The organism is Ensifer sp. EB106-05-01-XG146 (genome assembly GCF_058791875.1).
The window spans coordinates 561,487-583,100 of sequence record NZ_JBYTDX010000003.1 but is presented as its reverse complement, the minus strand read 5'-3'; the positions used below and the strand labels follow the sequence as shown (position 1 = coordinate 583,100).

Sequence of the window (21,614 nt, the reverse complement as noted above, 5' to 3'; positions counted from 1 at the left end):
AAGCTCCCTCTTTTGTTTTATGCTGGTTTATGCAGGCCCGGCGCGCCGGACGGCAGAACGGGGGTCCCGACGGGCGCGTTGCGCGCCTGCGCCGTTGAGCGGCGGCGGCCGATGTAGGCCTCGATGACATCAGGGTTAGCCTGGATTTCCGCCGGTGTGCCGATGGCGATCTGCTGGCCCTTGTTGAGCACGACGACAACATCGCAGAGCCGCATGATCAGCTTCAGGTCATGCTCGACGACGAGCAGGCCGAGGCGGTATTTCGTGCGGATGCGGTCGAGCACATGCATCAATTCCTCGGTCTCGGCCGGGTTCATGCCGGCCGCCGGCTCGTCGAGCAGCAGGTAACGCGGTTTCAGCGCCAGCGCGCGGGCGATTTCTAGCCGCCTCTGCGCACCGTAGGAAAGCGTGCCGGCCAGCCGGTCGGCAAATTCCGCGAGGCCCACTTCCGAAAGCACCGTCAAGGCACGGGCAGCGGGATCCTCACCGCCCGCCTTCAAGGCGCTCGCCGCGACCGTGACGTTCTCGATGACCGTTAGGTTCTTGAAGAGACGGATGTTCTGGAAGGTGCGGGCAAGGCCCGCGCCGGGAACCGCGTGAACGGCAAGCGACGCCACATCCTGGCCATCGATCAGTACGCGGCCCGTCGACGGCGGCACGACGCCGGACACACTGTTGATCAGCGTGGACTTGCCCGCACCGTTCGGGCCGATAAGGCCAGTGACGATACCGGGCTTGATCTCGAAATTGGCGTTCTCGAGCGCCACGAGGCCGGCAAATTTCTTGCCGAGATTTTCGACCCGGAGAGAGCCGTGACCGGCTGAAGCGGCCTCGGACGCTGGCACGCTTTTCACCGACACAACGTCCTTCTCTGTGGAGCGCTTGAACCAGCCGAAGCGCTCGTCAAGTTCGCGCACACCGAAGAGGCCATCCTGCAGGCGGTACATCACGACGAGGATTGCCACGCCGATCCCGATGTCGGTGAGGCCGAAGACGGTCGGCAGCTTGAGGAAGCCGAGATCGACGCCACCCTCGAGCTTGCGCAGGAGTTCGACAATCAGCATGATTACGGCAGCGCCGCCGACGGCACCCGAGACGGTGGTGATACCGCCGAGGATCAGCATCGCCAAAAGCATGAAGGTGAGGTTGAAGTAGAAGTCTTTCGGCGAAAACGCGCCGAGGAAATGGGCCAGCAAGGCGCCAGCAGCGCCTGCAAGCACCGCACCGAGAACCCAGGCGAAGAAGCGCTGCAGTTTGACATTGACGCCGACGGCGCTCGAGGCGATCTCGTCTTCGCGCGACGCCCGAAGCTTCAAGCCAGCACTCGAATCCCGATAGAGACGCGCAACCACCACGGCAGCGATAGCAAAGGGCACCGCCACCCAGAGATTGACCGCGCGGGGAATACCAAAAAAGGTCTGGCTGCCGCGGGTGAAATCGGTCGAGGCGACGAGCACAACATGCACGATGACGAGGAAACCAAGGGTCGCGATCGAAGCCGATGAGCCGCCAAGGCGCGCCACGGGAATGCCGATCAGCACCGCGACGAGCGCAACCACGACAAGCGCAATCGCAAGTGCCGGAAGGAAGGGCATGCCCATCCCGGCCAGCCATTCCGGCAGATGTGGCAACGCTGTCTTTTGGATGATCGGATTTAGCGTCAACAGACCCGACGCATAGGCACCGATCGCCATGAAGCCGACATGGCCGAAGGAAACGATACCGGAATTGCCGGCATAGATGCCGATGCCGAGCACGGCGATGACGTTGATCATGTAAAGCGTCACCAGGCGCTCGCCGCTGCCCGGAAAGAACAACGAGGCGATGGCGGCAGCGGCCAAAAGCGGCAGCGACGCTACAAGGATACCAACGACGGTTTCTCGCCTGACGCGCACCATCCGCATTCCCCCAGATTTTGGCCCGGCCGCGTATTTTTTGGCTCGGGCCCGTTCCCGACATGAACGTTATCGCAGATCGGCCAAATGTCAATCTTGTTTCAAAAAACATTATCTGCTAGCAATTATGTAACAAAAATTAGAAATCGGAATTCACGCCATCGTTTTTGGGAGGCAGAAATCGTGGCAATCCGGGACCGACTGACAGACGGCGCAATTACCTTCACGCGCTCGGAACTGAAGATCGTCAGGCAGCTTCTGTCGAATTATCCGGCAGCAGGGCTGAACACGGTCGCGCATCTCGCGGCCGCTGCGGGCGTCAGCAATCCGACCGTCGTGCGCTTTGCCAACACACTGGGCTTTGAGGGTTATCCGGAGTTCCAGAAGGCGCTGCTCAGTGAAGTCCAAGAGCGCATGAGCTCGCCGCTCTCCATGCTCGACGCGCGCCGCCCGTCGCTGGAACAAGAGAACTTCTACCAGTACTTCCTTCGCGCCAGCATCCATGCGCTGGTGTCTTCGATGCAAATGCTGCCTTCGGAAGACTTCGAGGCAGCCGTGGATGCGGCGGCCGACATGAGCGCTCGCATCCATTGCCTCGGCGGCCGCTTCAGCGGCTTTCTCGCGGGCCTCCTCTGGTCGCACATGAAGCAGCTCAGGGGCGACACGCGCTGGATCAACGGCAGTCAGGCCGACCAGGTCGATCAGCTTGTCGACCTCGGCAAGCGCGACGTGCTTTTCGTCTATGACTATCGCCGCTACCAGAACGACACGATCCGCTTTGCTCGTCAGGCGGCCGAGCAAGGATCGCGCATCGTGCTCTTTACTGACCGCTGGCTCTCGCCGATCGCCGATTTCGCGACAGTGACGCTGACGGCACCCGTCGACACGGTCTCGCCCTACGACACGATGGTGCCGGCGATTGCCCAGACGGAGGCGGTGATTGCGGCACTTACCGCCCGCCTTGCCACGCAGTCACGTGGTCGCATCGAGCGCATGGAGGACCTGCGCCGCGGATACGCCATCACGGAGGACGCCTTCAATCCAGCCGTTGAAGACGACCGCTGACCCTTTCCGCCGTCCCGGCGAACCAAAATAAACCGAGGAGAATTCGAATGAGTGCAGTCACTGTCAAGGTTGGCGACGATCGCTTGAGGCGCGACAGCGCCTATGAGGCTGGCCGCACCTCGCTGCTGTTCGTCGACATGCAGCGCATCTGGTGCGAGCCGAACCTCGACCCGACCCACCCGCAGGACGCCGAGAGCTATTATCACAGGCGCCTGCGCCAGACCGTCATCCCAAACCAGGTACGCATTCTGGAGGCGGCGCGAAAGGCCGGTTGCGATGTGCTGCACACGATCATCGAAAGCCTGACGCTCGACGGCCGCGACCGCTCGCTCGACCACAAGCTCTCCGACATGCACGTGCCGAAAGGTTCTCCGGAGGGGCAGGTCATTCCGGAACTTTCGCCCATCGACAACGAGATCGTGCTGCCGAAGACGTCGTCGGGCGTCTTCAACTCGACCAACATCGACTACGTCCTGCGCAACCTCAACACCCGCTACCTGATCATCGCCGGCGTCATCACCGACCAGTGCGTCGACATGGCGGTGCGCGACGCCGCCGACCGCGGTTACCTTGTCACCGTCGTCAACGACGCCTGCGCCACCTATAGCGAGCAGCGCCATGACGCGGCCCTTCGTGCCTACTCCGGCTATTGCTGGACGACCGACACTGAGACGGTGGTCAGCCGCCTCGGCACTTTGCGCCAAGCCTGAGTCGCCGCCTAAAAAATGAACGAATAGAGGGGAACCCCATGACGGAAACCAACAACGGCAAGGCGGCCGCCGCACTGACGGAACTTGCCACCTTCGTCACGACCGACATCGCCGGCATCACGCGCGGCCGCAGTTTTGCGGCTTCCGAGATCGACAGCTACCTGCGCAAGGGTGTCGGCTGGGTGCCGGCCAACCTGGCGCTCACGCCCTTCGACCTGATTGCCGAGAACAATCCCTGGGGCTCGGCCGGCGACCTCCGGCTGATGGCCGACCCCGACAGCAAGGCGCGCGTCACCTGCCTGCCAGACGAGACGCCGCTGCATTTCTATCACGCCGACATCACCGACCTCCAAGGCAATGCCTGGGACTGCTGCGTACGCAGCTTCCTGAAACAGACGCTGAAGGAATACGAACAAGTCGGCCTCAAAGTCATTTCAGCCGTCGAGCAGGAGTTCCAGTTGCTCGGCGTCGACTGGCCGGATGCGCCGTCCTTCGGCCTGCGCGCCCAGCGCCGTGCCGAACCCTTCGGGTCTCTGCTGATGACCGCTTTGCAGGAAGCCGGCGCCGAGCCGGAAATGTTCCTGCCGGAATACGGAAAGGACCAGTTCGAAATCACCTGCCGTCCCGCCGACGCGCTGACCGCCGCCGATCGCGGCGCTACCATCCGTGCAATCACCAAGGAAGTCGCCGCCCTCTTCGGCTGGAACGCGAGTTTTGCCCCGAAGACGGTCTCGAATGGCGTCGGCAACGGCGTGCACCTGCATGTGAGCTTCACCGATCTCGACGGCAATCCGGTGACCTTTGACGCCTCGCGCCCCGGCAGGCTCTCCAAGATCGCCGGCGCCTTTGCCGCCGGCGTCATCAAGCATCTGCCGGCGCTGATCGCCTTTACCGCTCCGTCGGTGCTTTCCTACATGCGGCTCGTGCCGCACAATTGGAGCGCCGCTTACACCTGCCTTGGCGAAAAGAACCGCGAAGCGACGCTCAGGATCTGCCCGACACTGGACCTTCCCGGCAGCAATCCGGCCAGGCAGTTCAACATGGAATACCGCGCCGCCGACGCATGCGCCAGCCCGCATCTGTCGCTGGCCGTCTTGTTGAAGGCCGGCCTCGAAGGCATCAAGGCCGGGCTCGAACAGCCGCCCTTGATCAATTCCGACCCCTCCGATTTCTCGGCGGCAGAGCAGGAGAAGCTCGGTATTCGTCGTCTGCCCGCGAGCCTGCCGGAAGCTCTGGATACGCTCGCCGCCGATCCGGTCGTCACGGGCTGGTTCTCTCGAGATTTCCTTGACTGCTACATGGCGATGAAGCGCAAGGAGATCGAGATCGTCGATGGGCTCTCGCCGGACGAACTTTGTGCCCGCTATGCGGCGGTCTACTGATTGACGGATGGGCAACCCATGACCTCGACAACGGCCATCAAGAGCCTAGAACCCGGCGCGCGACACGACCCGAGCGCGCCGCTGCTTTCGATCGACGAACTGCCGCCCTATGCGGTCTTCAACCCGGACGGCACCTCCCCGATCCTGCTCTTATGCGAGCACGCCTCCAACCGGATGCCACGCGCGCTCGGCGATATGGGGCTTCCGCTGCACGAGCGCCAGCGCCACATCGCCTGGGATATCGGCGCCATGGCGCTGGCTCAGCACCTAAGCCTCAGCCTCGATGCACCACTGTTCTTCACCAACTATTCAAGGCTGGTGATTGACTGCAACCGGCCGCTTCCCGCCCCCTCGATGATCCCCGAGATCAGCGAGACGACGGAGATCCCCGCCAACCGAAACCTGAGCGACGAAGAGCGGCAGCAGCGGATCGATACGCTGTTCACGCCCTTCGCTGAAGCGGTCAGCCGCCGTCTCGACCGGCTCGAAGGCGAAGGCAAGCGGCCATTTGTCGTCGGCATCCACAGCTTCACGCCGGTCTACTTCGGTAAGCCGCGCCCCTGGCAGGCCGGCATCCTCTATCGCGACGCCGTCGATTTTGCCGGTTCGCTGATCCGAGAACTGGCCAGCGAAAGCCAGCTGACGATCGGCGACAACGAGCCCTACAACATCCATCCCGACGAGGATTACACCGTGCCGGTTCATGCCGACGCGCGTGGGCTTCCGGGCGTTCTGATCGAGGTGCGCCACGATCTGATCGATACGGATGCGGGCGTCACTGCCTGGGGCGAGCGTCTCACCCGGTGTCTTAAAGCTAGCGTAGGGGAAGCCCCGTGACCGCACTCTACGAGAGAGACCAAGCGGCAATCGCCAACCTGCAGAAGCTGCGCTTCTTCCCGCTTGCAGTGACCGGTGGCCGCGGCGCGAGGCTGACGGAGGAAAACGGCCGCGAACTGATCGACCTCTCCGGGGCATGGGGGGCGGCGAGCCTTGGCTATGGCCACCCGGCGCTGGTTGAGGCAATCTCCGGTGCTGCGGCAAATCCCGCCGGCGCCAGTGTTCTTTCTGCCGCCAATGGACCGGCGGCGGCCCTTGCCGAAAAACTCCTCACGGCCTTTCCCGGATCGGGCGACAACAAGGTCTGGTTCGGTCATTCCGGATCCGATGCCAACGAGGCGGTCTTCCGCGCTGTCACCAAGGCGACGGGACGGTCGGGCGTCATCGCCTTCGTCGGCGCCTACCACGGCTGTACCGTGGGCTCGATGGCTTTTTCCGGCCACAGCGTCCAGGCGGGCGCGACCAAGGCGGACGGACTGCTCCTGCTACCGTACCCCGATCCCTACCGGCCCTACCACGACGACCCGACAGGTGGTGCGATACTCGCAGAATTACGGGAGCGACTTGAGGCGGCGCCGGAGCGTTTCGCGGTCGCCTTCATCGAGCCGATCCAGTCAGACGGCGGCCTGATCGTTCCGCCAACCGGTTTTTTTAAAGCCTTTTCCGCGATCTGCCGGGAATACGGTGTGCTCGTCGTCTGCGACGAAGTGAAGGTCGGGCTTGGCCGCAGCGGCCGCCTGCATTGCTTCGAACATGAGGATTTCGTCCCCGACATCCTGACCATCGGCAAGGGTCTTGGCGGCGGGCTGCCGCTTTCTGCCGCGATCGGCCCGGCACGCATCCTCGATTGTGCCAGCGCCTTTGCCATGCAGACGCTCCACGGCAATCCGATCTCTACTGCCGCCGGCCTTGCCGTTCTTGAAACCATTGAGCGCGACGAGCTTGCGCAGGAAGCGGAGCGCAAAGGCAAACTGCTGCGCGACGGCCTGGCAAGGCTTGCCGAACGATATCAACTGATCGGCGATATCCGCGGTCGAGGTCTTGCCTGCGGCGTCGACCTCGTTCTCGATCGGCAGACACGGGCTCCAGCGCGAGCGGAAGCAGCAAAACTTATCTATCGGGCCTATGAACTCGGCCTCGTCGTCTACTGTGTCGGGATGAACGCAAATGTTCTGGAGATGACTCCGCCGCTGACCGTCCCGGACACCGACATCGTTCAGGCATTAAACGTTCTGGATCGAGCTTTCGCCGAAGTCTCCGACGCTCCGGATACAGTTGTTTCGCAGTTCGCGGGCTGGTAAAGGCAGTCTCAAGACCTAAGCTCGCGCCCGCCACGGTTGGGATTTTTAGGTCCCACCTGTCGTGACGCGCGCACTGATGATGGCGGCGTATTTCCTTTGGCTGGAACCAGCGTCTTTGCCGTACGTTGAGAACCCGCCACAGTGCTCTAAGTCATTAAGGGTTTGAGCGTCTTAAAAAATGCCCCGCAATCCTCACGTCTCTACACGAAGTGGCACTGGGTCGGACGACCATCAAAAGGCGGAAGTGCTCGCCCAGAGAGCCCCCGCGGCAACAAAAGAGGCGGATCACAGCGCAGACGCTGACCCGTTCATCCGAGCTGGAACGAGCGAACATCTGCCTCTGCCGTTTGAGCAGACCCGACAGGCAGCGCACGCTCTGCTTCGTGCGCTTCACGACGATTTGCGGGCTATCTCAACAGCGGTCAAGGTCAAGGTCCGGGCGGCTGCTTCGTCCGTAAAGACCAAGGTCCAGGCTGCGGATAAGCAAACTCTTTCATTTCTGCTGAAAAATCTCGGCGGGGCACTTGCGAACGCTCCCAAAAAGGCAGGACGAGCGCTTCGCCGGTCTAGCCAGCCTGTCTTGCAAAGGAAAGCCAGGTGGAAATCGGCGGTGCGGCTGACCGCCGTTTTCTGTATTCTGGTTGGTGTAACGGGCTTGGTGTGGGCGCTAAAAGATGTCCCTTGGGCCGAGATCAGGGACGGTACACTAAAGCCTATCGTGGTGTTGGAAACCGCGGACGGTCAGCCGCTGGTCAGACAAGGACCTTATCAAGGACCTTACGCACAGTTCGACCAATTCACGCCACAACTGATCGATGCGGTACTGTCTGTTGAAGACCGGCGGTTCATGGACCACTTCGGCATCGATATCAGAGGCATCGGACGAGCGCTTCTTCGAAACCTCAAGGCAGGGTCGGTTGTGGAGGGTGGTAGCACGATCACCCAGCAGCTCATCAAGTTGCAGTATCTCGACAGCGATCGTACGGTAAAACGAAAGATACAGGAGTTTGTGATTGCCCTGTGGCTGGAGTGGAAACTCGGAAAGCAGGAAATCCTGACGCGTTACCTCAACAGCGCCTATCTTGGCGCTGGCGCAACGGGTATGCCGGCCGCCGCACGCATTTATTTCAACAAGGATATCGGAGCGCTAAACCTTTCGGAATCGGCGCTTCTGGCGGGATTGTTGCGGGCTCCTAGCCTATGGAACCCGATCGACAATCTTGAAGGTTCCCGAAAGCGCACATCGGTCGTCCTCGACGCGATGGTTGCGAACGGCAAGGTTGACGCGTCAAAGGCTGCGCAGATCAAGGCGAGCTTTGCTACCCTCCACCCGACAACGCCAACGCCCCGATCCGGCAGTTGGTTTGCGGACTGGGTCTCACCGCAGGCGAGCGAAATCGCCGGGACTTCGCCGGGCTCGACCACAGTTCGAACGACGCTTGTTCCCCGGCTTCAGGGGATTGCCGAAAGGGTCATCAAGAGGGCCTTGGATACTGAGGGAAGAACTGTTGGTGCATCTCAGGCCGCATTGGTGGCAATGACCCCGGATGGAGCGGTTGTGGCCATGGTCGGCGGCCGCGATTACAAAGAGAGCCAGTTCAACCGTGCCGTCACGGCAAAACGGCAGCCGGGCTCCACCTTCAAGTTGTTCGTTTACTATGCCGCTCTGAAGGCCGGACTTTCCTTATCCGACCGGGTACTGGACGCACCGATCGAAATCAACGGCTGGTCACCAGAGAATTCCGGCGGCCGCTATCGCGGCTGGGTCACGATCGCTGAGGCCTTCGCCCGGTCTCTCAACGCGCCAACAGTGGCGCTCGCCCAACATGTCGGCCTTGACAAGGTGATCAGTGCCGCGCGTGAACTCGGGATCGACGCGCCACTTGTCGATACGCCTTCGCTGGCGTTAGGCACGTCCGAGGTCAGCTTGCTTGACCTGACAAGTGCCTATGCGTCCGTGCAATTCGGCAAGGCCCCCGTTGAACCCAGGGGAATTATCGAATTTCAGGCTTCGAACCAAGCAACGGCTTTTCGAGTCGGGGCAAAAGATACGCCAAGCGTGGATCTGGCCCCGTATCGGCGCGATCTCCTTTCCCTTCTACAGCTTGTCGTGGAACGCGGTACCGGGCGCGCAGCCGACCCCGGCGCGTTTGCTGCTGGCAAGACCGGCACCAGCCAGAACAATCGTGACGCTTGGTTTGTCGGGTTCACCGAGCCACTTGTCGCAGGGGTCTGGGTCGGCAACGACGATGACACGCCGATGAAAGGCGTAACGGGCGGGGATATGCCAGCGCAGATTTGGCGGGATTTCATGCGGGAAGCGTTGGCGACCCCCGCAGCGGGCGTTCTGGTTGACGACAGCGCTCCGCCTCAGAGCTGCAACATCACCGCTTGCTCTCGCAGCTATCGCTCCTTCCGGCCATCGGACTGCAGCTACCAACCCTATTTCGGGGAGCGAAGGCTCTGCGAAAAATGACGAATACGTCGGATCAAATGCGAACCGCCCACAAAGGCGGCAAGCCTCGATGCCTTCCCCTCTCGGAACCGGCCAAGGCGGCCCAGCAAGCGGGAACCTTTTCCGTACATTCGTGTTTTTGCTTTGCTGATGATCTCGGATCCCTCCGGATCAAGGTAGGAGCCCCATCATCGCTCCGGCGAAGGTGGGGCTTTTTCACAACGCCGTCAACGCTTCGTGACAACACCGCGTAGCCGAGGGCCGCCGCCAGGCCGTGCGCAGGTCGTGCAACTGGAAGAGCTCGATCCGCTGGAACAGCTCGATCCGCGGACCATGGTCATAGCGATGACGGCAGACGTGCAATGGCCATGAGACAATTCTGCCCGAAGAGCGTTATGTAGTTGGTATGAGCAGATTCACGGAAACCGAAATCGCATTGATCGAGCGCCTACGCGCATTGAAGGCTATGCCGGACATGTCCATCAACGTGTTTGAAGTCGGCGATCCTTTGACCTCGGCAGGATTCTCGCAGGATGAAATCCTGGAGGTGCTCTACGCTCTTGAACAGGACAAAATCATCGCTCTGTTGCCTGGAAACCGACTGACAATGCTCAAAGAACTGCCGAATGGCTAGTGTGGCGCTGCGGGTTTGGCCGTAAATTGCCTCACAAGTGCAACACCGTCGAGCTTGCCCTCGACCAAATCTCGACCTCTTTGCCCTCGGTCATAAGTATCCCCGTCTCCTGGCCCTGATGGCCATAGGCGCTGGCTCGTATGCCTATGGGTAGCGAGCACCCCGAGCCACAGCATGCTGGATCCGTCATGCCTCTCCTCTCCAGTGAGACGCATAGGTCCGAGCAGCCTTCACGACCGCAAGCGGCCTTCGAAGAATGGTAGGCGGGTGATGAACGCGTTCTCCACCGGGAATAGAACACAAACTCGCACTACCGCGCGCACTGGCGTGCGCGACCAACGCGTGAGAAAATCGCGTGCTGCAGGGCGTGTGCGCTACTCGCTTTGGCGGAAATTGCGGATGCGATCGAAAAGGACTGCAAGGATTATCGCGCCGCCGATGAATGTCCCCTGCCAGAACGCATTGATGCCGAGAAGTCCGAGGCTATTGCGGATCACCTCGATGAGTGCCGCACCGACAAGTGCGCCGAAGGCAGTACCTGCGCCGCCAGCGAGATTAGCGCCCCCAATCACTGCCGCAGCGATGACTTGCAACTCCATGCCCGCTCCAATATTGGTCGTCACAGCACCCAGCCAGCCGGTCTGAATGATGCCGGCGATGCCAGCCGACAGCGCCGAGATCATATAGACGCAGACCTTGATGGGTCGTACGGGAAGGCCCGTGGCAACGGCCGCCTTTTCGTTGCCACCAATGGCGTAAATGTAGCGGCCGATCCGCGTCCACCGCAGCACGAAGCCGGTCAGGAGCGCCAGCACGATCATGTAGATCACTGGATTGGCGATACCGAAGACCGCCCCACCGCCCAGCGCCAGCAGCTTGGCATGATCGGGGCCAAATTCGAAGACGACAGTATTGTTGGACGCGACCATGGCCAGGCTCCGGGCAACCGAGAGCATGCCGAGCGTTACGACAAAGGGCGGAAAGCCGAGATAGGCAATCAAGATGCCATTGAACGCGCCGATCACTAATGCCGTGGCGACCGAGACGGCAATGCCCGTCCCTATGCCGTATCCCGCATGCATCGTGACTGCAAGTACCATACTGCACAGGCAGAGCACCGACCCTACCGATAAATCAATCCCACCGGTGATGATGACAAGCGTCATCCCGAGCGCGATGATTGCGATGAAAGTGACGTTGCGGGTGATGTTGTAGAGGTTCTTTGCCGTTGCGAAACTGTCGGTGGCGAATGACAGGAAGATGCAGGCGAGAATGACGGCGACCAGTACCCAGAAGGTCTGGCTGCCCAGGACTGTTGCTGCGAGCGTGCGCTGCCTATGGGCTATCGTCTCGTGCAGCGTCGTTGCCATGTTAACCTCGCGTTCCTCCGGCGCAAAAGACCCAGATCGTTTTCCTCTATCCACCCTCAATGGCGCCAGTAATAAGCCCTGTCACCTCTTCCGGAGAGGTCTCGATGATTGGCTTGTCCGCCACCTTTCGGCCTCGGCGCATGACAACGACGCGATCGGCGACATCGAATACGTCGGGCATGCGATGGCTGATAAGCACAACCAGAATGCCACGATCGCGCAGTTGTCGGATGAGATGGAGCACTTCAGCGACCTGGCGCACGGAAATGGCCGCGGTCGGCTCGTCCATCAGAACGATTTTCGCCTCCGAAATCATCGTACGCGCAATCGCCACCGCCTGGCGTTGACCGCCCGACATCTGTTTCACGAGGTCGCGTGCTCTGGTCTCGGAACGGAGTTCCTTAAAGATCTCCGCGGCCCTCCGGTACATTGCCTTGTAGTCGAGCACGCCCAATGGGCCGATGCCCCGCCTCAGTTCGCGTCCGAGAAAAACGTTCGCCGCCGCGGTGAGATTGTCACAAAGGGCAAGATCCTGGTGCACGATCTCAATTCCGAAGTGCCGCGCCTCGACCGGGCGATGCAGCACGATTTCGCTGCCATTGAGGCGCATCGTGCCTTCGCTCGGTCGAAAGTTGCCCGCAATCATTTTGACGAGAGTCGACTTGCCGGCGCCGTTGTCGCCCATCAATCCGACAACCTGGCCCGCCTCTAACGACAGCGAAATGTCATTGACGGCCTGTATGGCCCCGAAGTGCTTGGAAATATTGCTGAGTTCTAGCAGCACGACCAGCCTTCCAAACTCCCAAGACGCGCGGCCTTCACCAAGGCGCGTCACAATATGCCCGCCCCTTGAGTGAGAGATTGCTTATTTACGCAAATCATCACAACCGCGTCAATGATCTCTCGTCTGATAAACCTTATTTGTATGACAATTAGACATTGACGAAAGTCGCAATCATATATTAGCTACTACTGGGAGATAAGCATGCTTATCCTTGTCACCGGGGCAACGGGCAAGGTCGGGCAGCACCTCATATCCACGCTGCTTGACCGACCACGTTTTTCGAAAGCGCGCATTCGCGCGCTCTGCCACAACCGCGTGCTCAATCCAAGCGAGCGCCTCGAGATTATCCGCGGCTCCATCGCCGATCGCGCGGTCGCTGACGCCGCGATTGCCGGCGCGACCCATATCGTGCATCTGGCGACCTGCAAGGAAACGCCCGCCGACGTCATGGATGTGACCGTCAAAGGTCTCTTTTGGCTGCTCGAAGCGTTCAGAATGAGCCCAACAGCCCGGCAGTTCATTCTGATCGGCGGCGACGCCGCGGTCGGCCATTTCTTCTATCGCCATGAAGGACCGATAACCGAGGTGACACCGCATCGCGCCTATCCCGGCAGCTACGCGCTCTCCAAAGTCCTCGAGGAGGTGATGGTCGAGCAGTACTCAGTCCAATATGGGATGAACGTCTGCTGCCTGCGTGCGCCGTGGATCATGGAAAAGGACGACTTCAGGCACTCGCTTTCCTTCGGCGACGACGTTTTCGGTGGACCGGACTGGAAGACGTATTTTCCGCCCCATGAAGCCAGGCGCCACGCAAAGGCCGGAACCGTACCATTACTGCGCGATGCCGACGGAAGACCGCTCAAGCGCAACTTCGTCCACGTCAGCGACCTTGTGTCAGCGATCCTCAGCACGATCGACAATCCGCACGCAGAGCGTCAACGTTTCAACATCGCCATGGATCGTCCGGTCGATTACGGCGAGGTCGCAAGCTATCTCGAACGCACGCGCGACCTGCCGTCGGTCGATGTTCCAAGCCATTTCCACTCAAACTGGTTGGACAACAGCAAGGCAAAATTCCTGCTGGACTGGCAACCGGAATACGATCTCGAAAAGCTTATCGACCAGGCCTTTCAATACGAGCGTCCACCAAGTGACCCTCGTATCGTCTGGTATCCGGGTTGATTTGTGCCGCGGACAGAGGGTGTCCGCTTGTTTCAACGGGAGGATAAAATGAGGAAAGCATTGGTGCTCGCAGTCGCAGCGCTGGCGCTGGCCGCCGGCCCCGCCGGCGCCCAGACGAAAAAGCAGCTCGTCATCGTCGTCAAGGGTCTCGACAATCCCTTCTTCGAGGCGATCAATCAGGGTTGCCAGAAGTGGAACAAGGAAAACACAAGCTCGGAATATGAATGCTTCTATACCGGCCCGGCGTCGACTTCCGACGAAGCAGGAGAAGCGCAGATCGTCCAGGACATGCTCGGCAAGCCCAGCACGGCTGCGATCGCCATTTCGCCTTCAAACGCCAAGCTGATCGCCCAGACGTTGAAGTCGGCAAACCCGACAGTCCCGGTCATGACGCTTGACGCCGACCTTGCCAAGGAAGATGCGGGCCTGCGAAAGACCTATCTTGGTACCGACAACTATACGATGGGCGCGCGGATCGCGGACTACATCAAGAAGGCAAAACCGAACGGCGGCAAGATCTGCACGATCGAAGGGAACCCTGGCGCTGATAACATCCTGCGCCGTGCTCAAGGGATGCGTGACGTGCTGACCGGCAAGGACGGGCTGGCCGAGCTAAAGGGTGAAGGTGGCTGGACCGAGGTTGCTGGCTGCCCGGTCTTTACCAATGACGACGGCGCCAAAGGCGTGCAGGCGATGACGGACATTCTTGCGGCCAATCCCGATCTCGACGCCTTCGGCATCATGGGTGGTTGGCCACTGTTCGGTGCGCCGCAACCCTATCGCGATCTGTTCAAGCCAATGGCAGACAAGATTGCGAAGAATGAATTCGTCATCGGCGCGGCCGATACGATCGGAGAGGAAGTGGCGATCGCCAAGGAGGGTCTCGTGACCGCACTTGTCGGCCAACGACCCTTCGAAATGGGCTACAAGGCGCCATCGGTCATGCTCGACCTGATCGCCGGCAAGCCGGTAGACGATCCGGTATTTACCGGTCTCGATGAATGCACCAAGGATACGGCCGATACCTGCATCCAGAAATAGGAACGGTGGCCGGAGCGCCCTTTGACGGCCTCCGGCGCCTCCGCCCCATGAGCAGCGAGCGCGGTCAGCACGCTTGACGGCCGGCCGCGACTCCTTGCAACGACCCCGCTTGGAAGTTCCCTTCGGCGAACTATCATCGACAAGACCATTCCCCAATTTTGCAAAGCACGGAGAGCGCAATGACCAAGCGGATCATCTTCACCGGAGGTAGCGGCAAGGCTGGCCGCCATGTCGTGCAATACCTCCTCGAGCAGGGCCATCAGGTGCTCAACCTCGACACCAAGCCCCTCGATAACCCGAAAGTACGCACGCTGATCACCGACATTACCGACAGCGGCCAAGTGTTCAATGCGCTGTCGAGCTACACCGGCCTGCACGAATTCGACCCGTCGCTTGCGCCGCAACCGATCGATGCCGTTGTTCATTTCGCGGCGATCCCGCGCATCCTGATCGCGCCTGACAATGAACTCTTTCGCATCAATGTGATGGGCACCTACAATGTCATTGAGGCCGCGACGAAACTTGGCATCCGCAAGATCGTCATCGCATCCAGCGAAACGACCTACGGTCTCGTCTTCGCCAATGAGCCACGAAACCCGCACTATTTTCCGCTCGATGAGGACTATGACGTCGATCCGATGGACAGCTACGCGCTCTCCAAGGTGGTGAACGAAAGGACCGCGCGCGCCTTTGCGCTCAGAAGCGGAGCCGACATCTATGCATTGCGCATTGGAAATGTGATCGAGCCCAACGAATACCACCTTTTCCCAGGCTGGTTTACCGATCCTGGATTTCGAAAGCGCATCGCCTGGAGCTACATCGACGCGCGGGACCTCGGCCAGATCACCCTCAGGGCCATCGACACGGATGGTCTCGGGTTCCAGATCTTCAATGCAGCGAACGACGAGACGTCTTCAGACCTTCCGACGCAAGAGCTGATCGACCGGTTCTATCGGGGCGTACCGGTCAAAGGACAGCTTGGCGAATACGAGACACTTCTGTCGAACCGGAAGGCGCGCGCGATGCTCGGTTTTCAGCCGCAACACAGCTGGCGGACCTATGTTGGCGGCAGGTGACGCAATGCGTGGCTAGAGGGTTCGAGATACGAGAAAAGATGAATGGCTGAACAGCGACCAGAAAAACGCTCCGCAGGCTCGGGTACCGCGGAGGCGGCGCGTGCGACCCGACGGCTCGACGCGCCGCGCATGTCAGGGCCGAGCGTTCATATGTCGCTTGCCGAAGATATCGGGCTCAGGATCGTGCGTGGCGACTATCCTCCGGGAACGATCCTGCCGAACGAGGCCCAGTGGACGGAAATCTTCAATGTAAGCCGAACCGCTGTCAGGGAGGCGATCAAGATATTGATGGCCAAGGGGCTACTCGCATCGCGTCCAAAAATCGGCAGTTGGGTGGAGCCGAAGGAGCGTTGGAACCTGCTCGACCGCGACGTCCTGAGTTGGTACGCACACTCGCCGGATCGGATCCAGTTCCTCAAGACCGTACAGGAATTTCGTCACATCATCGAACCGGAAGCCACCGCCCTTGCAGCGATCCGCCGCAGCGAAGAACAGATGGCCGAAATCACCGAGGCACTGAGAGACATGGGGCAAGCGACAACGCTGCAGGCTCGCACCCAAGCTGACACGCGCTTCCACCTCGCGATCCTGCGCGCTTCCGGAAATGACCTCCTCATTCCGCTCGGGACGTTGATCGAATCCGCACTCAACCACCTTTTCCTGCTGGTAACCCGGAACGACAGCACCCTCGTCCATGCCCTTAGGCTCCATGAGAACATCGAGAAAAGCATTCGGCTTCAACGCCCGAACGCGGCCCGTAACGCCGTAAGGCGACTTTTAGCGAACACCGATGCACTCATTGCGCATTCAGAGCGCAACATGTGAGCTCAGGGCGCGCCGCACGTCGTCGTGAACAAACTGCTGCTGAGAGCTACCCATGCGGTGGACCGGCTAAGGCCCCCCGCGCAGCGTCAGGCCGAGGATCGCGATCGTGACAGCCTTTTACGGCTCGTGGCGTTCACGCAAATTCCGCGTATCGCGCGACATTGTGCTGCAACAAGGCGAGCATCGTGTCGCGCAACGGATCTCGCACCGCTTTCATCCAGGCGGCTGAGAGGGGTAGTCGATGCATCGGCGATCCCGATGGATGAGCGAGCGGGATGTAGCTGACACCTGACACAGCAAGTTTCGAGGTCCAGCGTGGAACGATGGCGGACCCGATTCCGGCGGCAACCAGATTGATTATCGTCTGCTTTTCATCGGCTATTTGTGCGACGCGGGGACGCATGTCAAAGTCCGCGAACAATCCCATTGTGAGGTCATGACTGTGCGGTCGCGAGCGGCGTTCTGGCACGATCAATGGCTCTTCCGCCAGATCCTGGACGGTAATTTCAGACCGTCCAGCAAGAGCACTCCCCATTGGTACCGCAACAACTGCCGTTTCATGAAACAGCAACTGCACATTCAGGGTGCGGCTGATCCCATCGCGAGGACGGATCAAAACAAGGTCGAGGCGCCCGGCCAACAGTTTCGGAATAAGCCGGACAGACTTGTCTTCAATGATCTGGGTGATGACATCAGGCGCCGCCTCCCGAAAATCCTGCAAGAGCAACGGTAAGAGACCGGCGGCAGCACTATCGATCGCGCCGATGCGCAGTATGGCGGACGGCCTGTGTCGGGCTGCACGAAATTTTTCGGCGACTTCGTCAAGCCGCCCCAGGAGCGGCCGCACTTCTTGCAAAAGCGACACGCCGTCATCGGTCAGGCTCACGCTTCGGGTTGTTCTACTCAACAACTGCGTTCGCAAAGATTCTTCCAGTAACCGGATGTGCCGGCCGAGCGAAGCAGGCAGCATGCCCGTCTTCTGGGCAGCTCTTCCAAAGTGCAGTTCTTCGGCGACCGCGACAAAACACCTGAGCTGTTCGAGTTCCACCCCCACGCCCTCCATTATATCAATAAATTATATAATTGCATGAACCTTCATGCGCAGGAAAGGAGAAACTAACCTTCTCGACAAGCGCGAGAGGACGCGCCGGGTTCGAACATAGGGAGGAGCTTGTTTTGACGAGCGACCGGGAGACGCGCGTATTGCGCAAAATCACATGGCGCATCGTGCCATTCATCATGGTTCTCTACCTGATCGCATTCATCGATCGCGTGAACATCGGCTTCGCGTCTTTGACGATGAACCAGGACCTTGGATTTTCATCGACCGTCTTCGGCGTGGGCGCGGGCATCTTTTTTCTCGGCTACTTTCTTTTCGAGGTGCCGTCGAACCTCATTCTCCACAAAGTCGGCGCCCGCATCTGGATTGCCCGGGTGATGATTACTTGGGGCCTGGTATCGGGTGCGATGGCGCTGGTCCAAGGCACGACGAGCTTCTACACCCTGCGCTTCTTGCTGGGCGTGGCCGAAGCTGGGTTCTTCCCAGGCATCATTCTTTATCTGAGCTATTGGTTTCCTGCGCGTCGCCGAGCGGCGGTCACCGCGATGTTTATGGCAGCTGCTCCGCTTGCAACAGCCATCGGGTCGCCGATTTCTGGCGCCCTTCTCGAGATGCACGGCATCTGGGGCCTGGCCGGCTGGCAGTGGATGTTCATCATCGAAGCTGTTCCGGCGGTAATCTTCGGTGTGGTCGTATTGTTTTTCCTGACGGACCGACCGGAAAAGGCAAAGTGGCTTACCGACGACGAGCGTGCTTGGCTTGTGAAGACCATGGAGCAGGAACAGGCCGGCAAGGTGAAGGCAAGCCACGGCATCTGGGCAGGGCTCGCTGATGTAAGGGTCCTTGCACTTTCGCTCATCTACTTTGGCACGTCAGCAGGTCTCTACACGCTCGGAATCTGGGCACCACAGATCATCAAGAGCTTTGGCCTTTCGTCTTTCCACGTTGGTTTGATCAATTCCATTCCAGCTGTTTTTGCTGTGATCGGCATGATTGTCTGGGCACGCCATTCCGACAGGACCGGCGAACGCACTTGGCACGTTGTCGGTTCCTGTCTGCTGGCTGCCGCGGGCCTTGTCTTTGCAACCGGTGCGACGACTGTGTTTGCCGTGATGATCGCCCTGACGCTTGTGAACATCGGGATCAGCGCCTCCAAGCCGCCGCTGTGGAGCATGCCGACGATGTTCCTCTCAGGCCCGGCCGCAGCCGCTGGTATCGCCACCATCAATTCATTGGGCAACCTCGGCGGCTTCGTCGGCCCCTCGATGATCGGCTGGATCAAGGACACGACAGGGAGTTTTGCCGGTGGTCTCTACTTCGTCGCGGCACTGCTCGTGATTTCGGCAGTGGTCACTCTGATCCTTGCTCGCGGGGCCTCCCGCGAGGCCACTCCGACGGCTTCCATTCAACATTGAAATCCAGATTGGAGAACAACAATGCGCGAATACAAAATTGCAGCGATACCGGCCGACGGAATTGGCCCGGAAGTGATCGCAGCGGGTCTTCAGGTCCTTGAGGCGCTGGAGAAGCGTAGCGGCGACTTCAAGATCCACTCCGAAACCTTTGACTGGGGCTCGGATTACTACAAAAAACATGGCGTCATGATGCCGGCCGATGGTTTGGAGACACTCAAGAAGTTCGACGCAATCTACTTTGGTGCGGTTGGTGCGCCGGATGTCCCCGATCACATCACGCTCTGGGGCCTGCGTCTTCCAATCTGCCAGGGCTTTGACCAGTACGCCAACGTCCGACCGACCAAGATACTCCCAGGAATTACTCCGCCGCTGCGCAACTGCGGGCCAGGCGACCTGGACTGGGTCATCGTTCGAGAAAATTCCGAAGGCGAATACTCGGGCCACGGCGGTCGCGCCCACAAGGGGCTGCCGGAGGAAGTTGGCACCGAGGTTGCCATCTTCACACGCGTCGGCGTTACCCGCATTATGCGCTACGCCTTCAAACTCGCCCAGTCGCGGCCGCGCAAGCTCTTGACCGTCGTCACCAAGTCGAACGCGCAGCGGCATGGCATGGTCATGTGGGACGAGATCGCTGCCGAAGTTTCGAAGGAATTCCCGGACGTGACCTGGGACAAGATGCTAGTCGACGCGATGACGGTGCGCATGACGCTGAGGCCGGAAAGTCTTGACACCATTGTAGCGACCAACCTGCATGCCGACATCCTATCGGATCTCGCCGGCGCCCTTGCTGGTTCCCTCGGCGTCGCACCGACTGCCAATATCGACCCGGAGCGTCGCTTCCCATCAATGTTCGAGCCGATTCACGGCTCAGCTTTCGACATCACCGGCAAGGGCATCGCCAACCCCATCGCCACCTTCTGGACGGCCGCCCAGATGCTCGAACATCTTGGAGAAAAAGACGCTGCGACAAGACTGATGACGGCTGTCGAACGCGTCACCGAGGCAGGCATCCTCACCCCTGATGTCGGCGGCACCGCCACCACACAGCAGGTGACCGATGCCGTTTGCGAGGCGATCGCCGGCTCAAACATCCTCGTTGCTGCCGAATGACCTTTAGCGATACATCCGCCCGCGATGCGCTGCGTCAAATGTTCGACGCAGCGGTCACCAGCGCGGATCCGGTTAGAGTGGTGTCAAACCACCTACCGGATCCGCCCAAGGGCCGCTGCATCGTGATCGGAGCCGGAAAGGCTTCGGCTGCGATGGCGGCGGCACTCGACGCCGCATGGAGCGACGTTGAACTTTCCGGACTAGTCGTGACGAGGTATGGCCATGCAGTTCCTGCCGGGCGCATCGAAATCGTCGAAGCGGCCCATCCGGTCCCCGACGCGATGAGCGTTGAGGCGGCGACACGTATCCTTGAGAAGGTCCGCGACCTTGGGCCGGACGATCTGGTCATTGCCCTGATTTCAGGCGGCGGTTCCGCTTTGCTGGTTGCTCCAGCCGGCAACATGACGTTGGCCGACAAGAAGGAGGTCAACCGGATGCTGCTTGCCAGCGGTGCGACGATCTCGGAGATGAACACCGTTCGAAAGCAGCTTTCAAACATAAAAGGCGGACGGCTCGCGCAGGCAGCATATCCTGCAAGGGTCGTCACGCTCGTGATCTCCGACGTGCCGGGCGACAACTCTTCCGAAATTGCCTCGGGACCCACTGTCTCCAACGAGACGGGCGTTGTCGAGGCTCGCGAAATCGTCGCGCGCTACAAACTCGCTCTTCCACCGGAAGCGATCGCCGTTCTCGACGGTGGCGGCTCCGCGGCGGCGAGCGCCCCGATTAACGCAGAAACGCGGCTGATAGCCTCACCGTCCACAGCCCTGCATGCGGCGGCACAAGTTGCGCAATCTCACGGGATCCGCCCCTTGATCCTTGGCGATGCGCTTGAGGGAGAAGCGAGAGAAGTCGGTACAGTCTTTGCCGGCATCGCGCTCTCCGCGCGCGACAAGGGCTTACCGGTTGCGGGACCAGCCGTGCTCCTGTCGGGCGGAGAAACGTCCGTGTCCTTGCCGAAAGGCTCGACCGGACGTGGCGGCCGCAACACCGAATTCCTGCTGAGCCTTGCGATTGGCTTGAGTGGTGCAAATTCGATCTGGGCAATTGCCGGAGACACAGACGGTATCGACGGTGTCGAGGACGCTGCGGGTGCTTTCGTCACTCCTGACACCCTTACCCGTCTGCAGCAAGTCGGCATTGCTCCGCGCACCGCGCTTTCACAACATGACAGCTACACCGCATTCAAGGCGATTGGCGACCTTGTCGTCACCGGGCCAACACTCACAAACGTCAATGACATACGCGCAATCCTGATCGGATAGAAATCATGCTCCCACGCAGCAACCGCAAGGCCAAGATCGTTGCGACGGTCGGGCCGGCTTCAAATTCGCCCGAAACGCTCAAATCGTTGTTCCTCACCGGCGTCGGACGGACTTTCAAACTGTCATCGTCAGCGGATTCCCGTTCGCGACTGAAGGCAGCACGAATAATCTCCGTGTCGCTCAGATCGGGAAAGCATGATCCTCGAA

General features: G+C 60.2%; 18 protein-coding genes. 14 read left to right on the top strand and 4 right to left on the bottom strand.

The genetic code is table 11. The features are described from left to right. Positions 1-17: 17 nt before the first annotated feature. Complete coding sequence (locus tag AC3WVQ_RS31455) at positions 18-1,898, bottom strand: branched-chain amino acid ABC transporter ATP-binding protein/permease (protein ID WP_063894975.1); 1,881 nt, start codon at positions 1,896-1,898, stop codon at positions 18-20. A 180-nt stretch (positions 1,899-2,078) separates the two neighbouring features. On the opposite strand from AC3WVQ_RS31455, the gene AC3WVQ_RS31450 reads away from it, so the two are divergent. From AC3WVQ_RS31450 to AC3WVQ_RS31420, 7 genes are all read left to right on the top strand, one after another. After that, positions 2,079-2,960: a MurR/RpiR family transcriptional regulator gene (locus AC3WVQ_RS31450; RefSeq protein ID WP_492383436.1), complete on the top strand. Its 882-nt coding sequence runs from the start codon at positions 2,079-2,081 to the stop codon at positions 2,958-2,960. Between the two features lie 47 nt (positions 2,961-3,007). Beyond that, complete coding sequence (locus AC3WVQ_RS31445) at positions 3,008-3,670, top strand: cysteine hydrolase family protein (RefSeq protein WP_082566430.1); 663 nt, start codon at positions 3,008-3,010, stop codon at positions 3,668-3,670. 38 nt (positions 3,671-3,708) lie between these two features. Further along, the gene (locus AC3WVQ_RS31440) at positions 3,709-5,052 is read left to right on the top strand and encodes a glutamine synthetase family protein (protein ID WP_192444517.1); all 1,344 of its coding nucleotides are present in this window, start codon (positions 3,709-3,711) and stop codon (positions 5,050-5,052) included. An 18-nt stretch (positions 5,053-5,070) separates the two neighbouring features. Continuing rightward, on the top strand, positions 5,071-5,889 hold the full coding sequence (locus tag AC3WVQ_RS31435; protein WP_127890642.1) for an N-formylglutamate amidohydrolase: 819 nt from the start codon (positions 5,071-5,073) through the stop codon (positions 5,887-5,889). Then, positions 5,886-7,190: an aspartate aminotransferase family protein gene (locus AC3WVQ_RS31430; RefSeq protein WP_404526468.1), complete on the top strand. Its 1,305-nt coding sequence runs from the start codon at positions 5,886-5,888 to the stop codon at positions 7,188-7,190. Before AC3WVQ_RS31435 ends, AC3WVQ_RS31430 begins: the two co-directional genes overlap by 4 nt. A gap of 178 nt (positions 7,191-7,368) precedes the next feature. Next, positions 7,369-9,666, top strand: a complete 2,298-nt coding sequence (locus AC3WVQ_RS31425) for a PBP1A family penicillin-binding protein (RefSeq protein ID WP_113506347.1) — start codon at positions 7,369-7,371, stop codon at positions 9,664-9,666. A 385-nt stretch (positions 9,667-10,051) separates the two neighbouring features. After that, positions 10,052-10,279, top strand: a complete 228-nt coding sequence (locus tag AC3WVQ_RS31420; RefSeq protein WP_060516749.1) for a hypothetical protein — start codon at positions 10,052-10,054, stop codon at positions 10,277-10,279. A 374-nt stretch (positions 10,280-10,653) separates the two neighbouring features. On the opposite strand, the gene AC3WVQ_RS31415 is transcribed toward AC3WVQ_RS31420, so the two are convergent. Further along, the gene (locus tag AC3WVQ_RS31415; protein WP_060516753.1) at positions 10,654-11,649 is read right to left on the bottom strand and encodes an ABC transporter permease; all 996 of its coding nucleotides are present in this window, start codon (positions 11,647-11,649) and stop codon (positions 10,654-10,656) included. Between the two features lie 46 nt (positions 11,650-11,695). Continuing rightward, positions 11,696-12,484, bottom strand: a complete 789-nt coding sequence (locus AC3WVQ_RS31410; protein WP_234798880.1) for an ATP-binding cassette domain-containing protein — start codon at positions 12,482-12,484, stop codon at positions 11,696-11,698. A gap of 150 nt (positions 12,485-12,634) precedes the next feature. On the opposite strand from AC3WVQ_RS31410, the gene AC3WVQ_RS31405 reads away from it, so the two are divergent. The 4 genes from AC3WVQ_RS31405 to AC3WVQ_RS31390 all read left to right on the top strand — a co-directional run bounded on the left by AC3WVQ_RS31405 (position 12,635) and on the right by AC3WVQ_RS31390 (position 16,557). Then, on the top strand, positions 12,635-13,615 hold the full coding sequence (locus AC3WVQ_RS31405; RefSeq protein ID WP_192444520.1) for an NAD-dependent epimerase/dehydratase family protein: 981 nt from the start codon (positions 12,635-12,637) through the stop codon (positions 13,613-13,615). A gap of 48 nt (positions 13,616-13,663) precedes the next feature. Next, the gene (locus AC3WVQ_RS31400) at positions 13,664-14,656 is read left to right on the top strand and encodes a sugar-binding protein (RefSeq protein ID WP_060516756.1); all 993 of its coding nucleotides are present in this window, start codon (positions 13,664-13,666) and stop codon (positions 14,654-14,656) included. 179 nt (positions 14,657-14,835) lie between these two features. Further along, entirely contained in the window at positions 14,836-15,732 is an 897-nt protein-coding gene (locus AC3WVQ_RS31395) for an NAD-dependent epimerase/dehydratase family protein (protein WP_060584408.1), read from the top strand. Between the two features lie 42 nt (positions 15,733-15,774). Continuing rightward, positions 15,775-16,557 (top strand): FadR/GntR family transcriptional regulator, encoded by a 783-nt coding sequence (locus AC3WVQ_RS31390; RefSeq protein WP_060609421.1) that lies wholly within the window; start codon positions 15,775-15,777, stop codon positions 16,555-16,557. A 133-nt stretch (positions 16,558-16,690) separates the two neighbouring features. On the opposite strand, the gene AC3WVQ_RS31385 is transcribed toward AC3WVQ_RS31390, so the two are convergent. Further along, positions 16,691-17,605: a LysR family transcriptional regulator gene (locus AC3WVQ_RS31385; protein ID WP_034798776.1), complete on the bottom strand. Its 915-nt coding sequence runs from the start codon at positions 17,603-17,605 to the stop codon at positions 16,691-16,693. Positions 17,606-17,733: 128 nt separating this feature from the next. Between AC3WVQ_RS31385 and AC3WVQ_RS31380 the strand changes: the two genes are divergently transcribed. From AC3WVQ_RS31380 to AC3WVQ_RS31370, 3 genes are read left to right on the top strand one after another with little or no spacing between them, the layout of a single operon-like run. Next, a complete protein-coding gene (locus tag AC3WVQ_RS31380) occupies positions 17,734-19,032 on the top strand; it encodes an MFS transporter (RefSeq protein ID WP_192444521.1) in 1,299 nt (432 codons plus the stop codon). Positions 19,033-19,053: 21 nt separating this feature from the next. Continuing rightward, entirely contained in the window at positions 19,054-20,142 is a 1,089-nt protein-coding gene (locus AC3WVQ_RS31375) for a tartrate dehydrogenase (protein ID WP_034798686.1), read from the top strand. Then, positions 20,139-21,407: a glycerate kinase type-2 family protein gene (locus tag AC3WVQ_RS31370; protein WP_113189540.1), complete on the top strand. Its 1,269-nt coding sequence runs from the start codon at positions 20,139-20,141 to the stop codon at positions 21,405-21,407. Before AC3WVQ_RS31375 ends, AC3WVQ_RS31370 begins: the two co-directional genes overlap by 4 nt. The last annotated feature ends 207 nt before the right edge of the window (positions 21,408-21,614 follow it).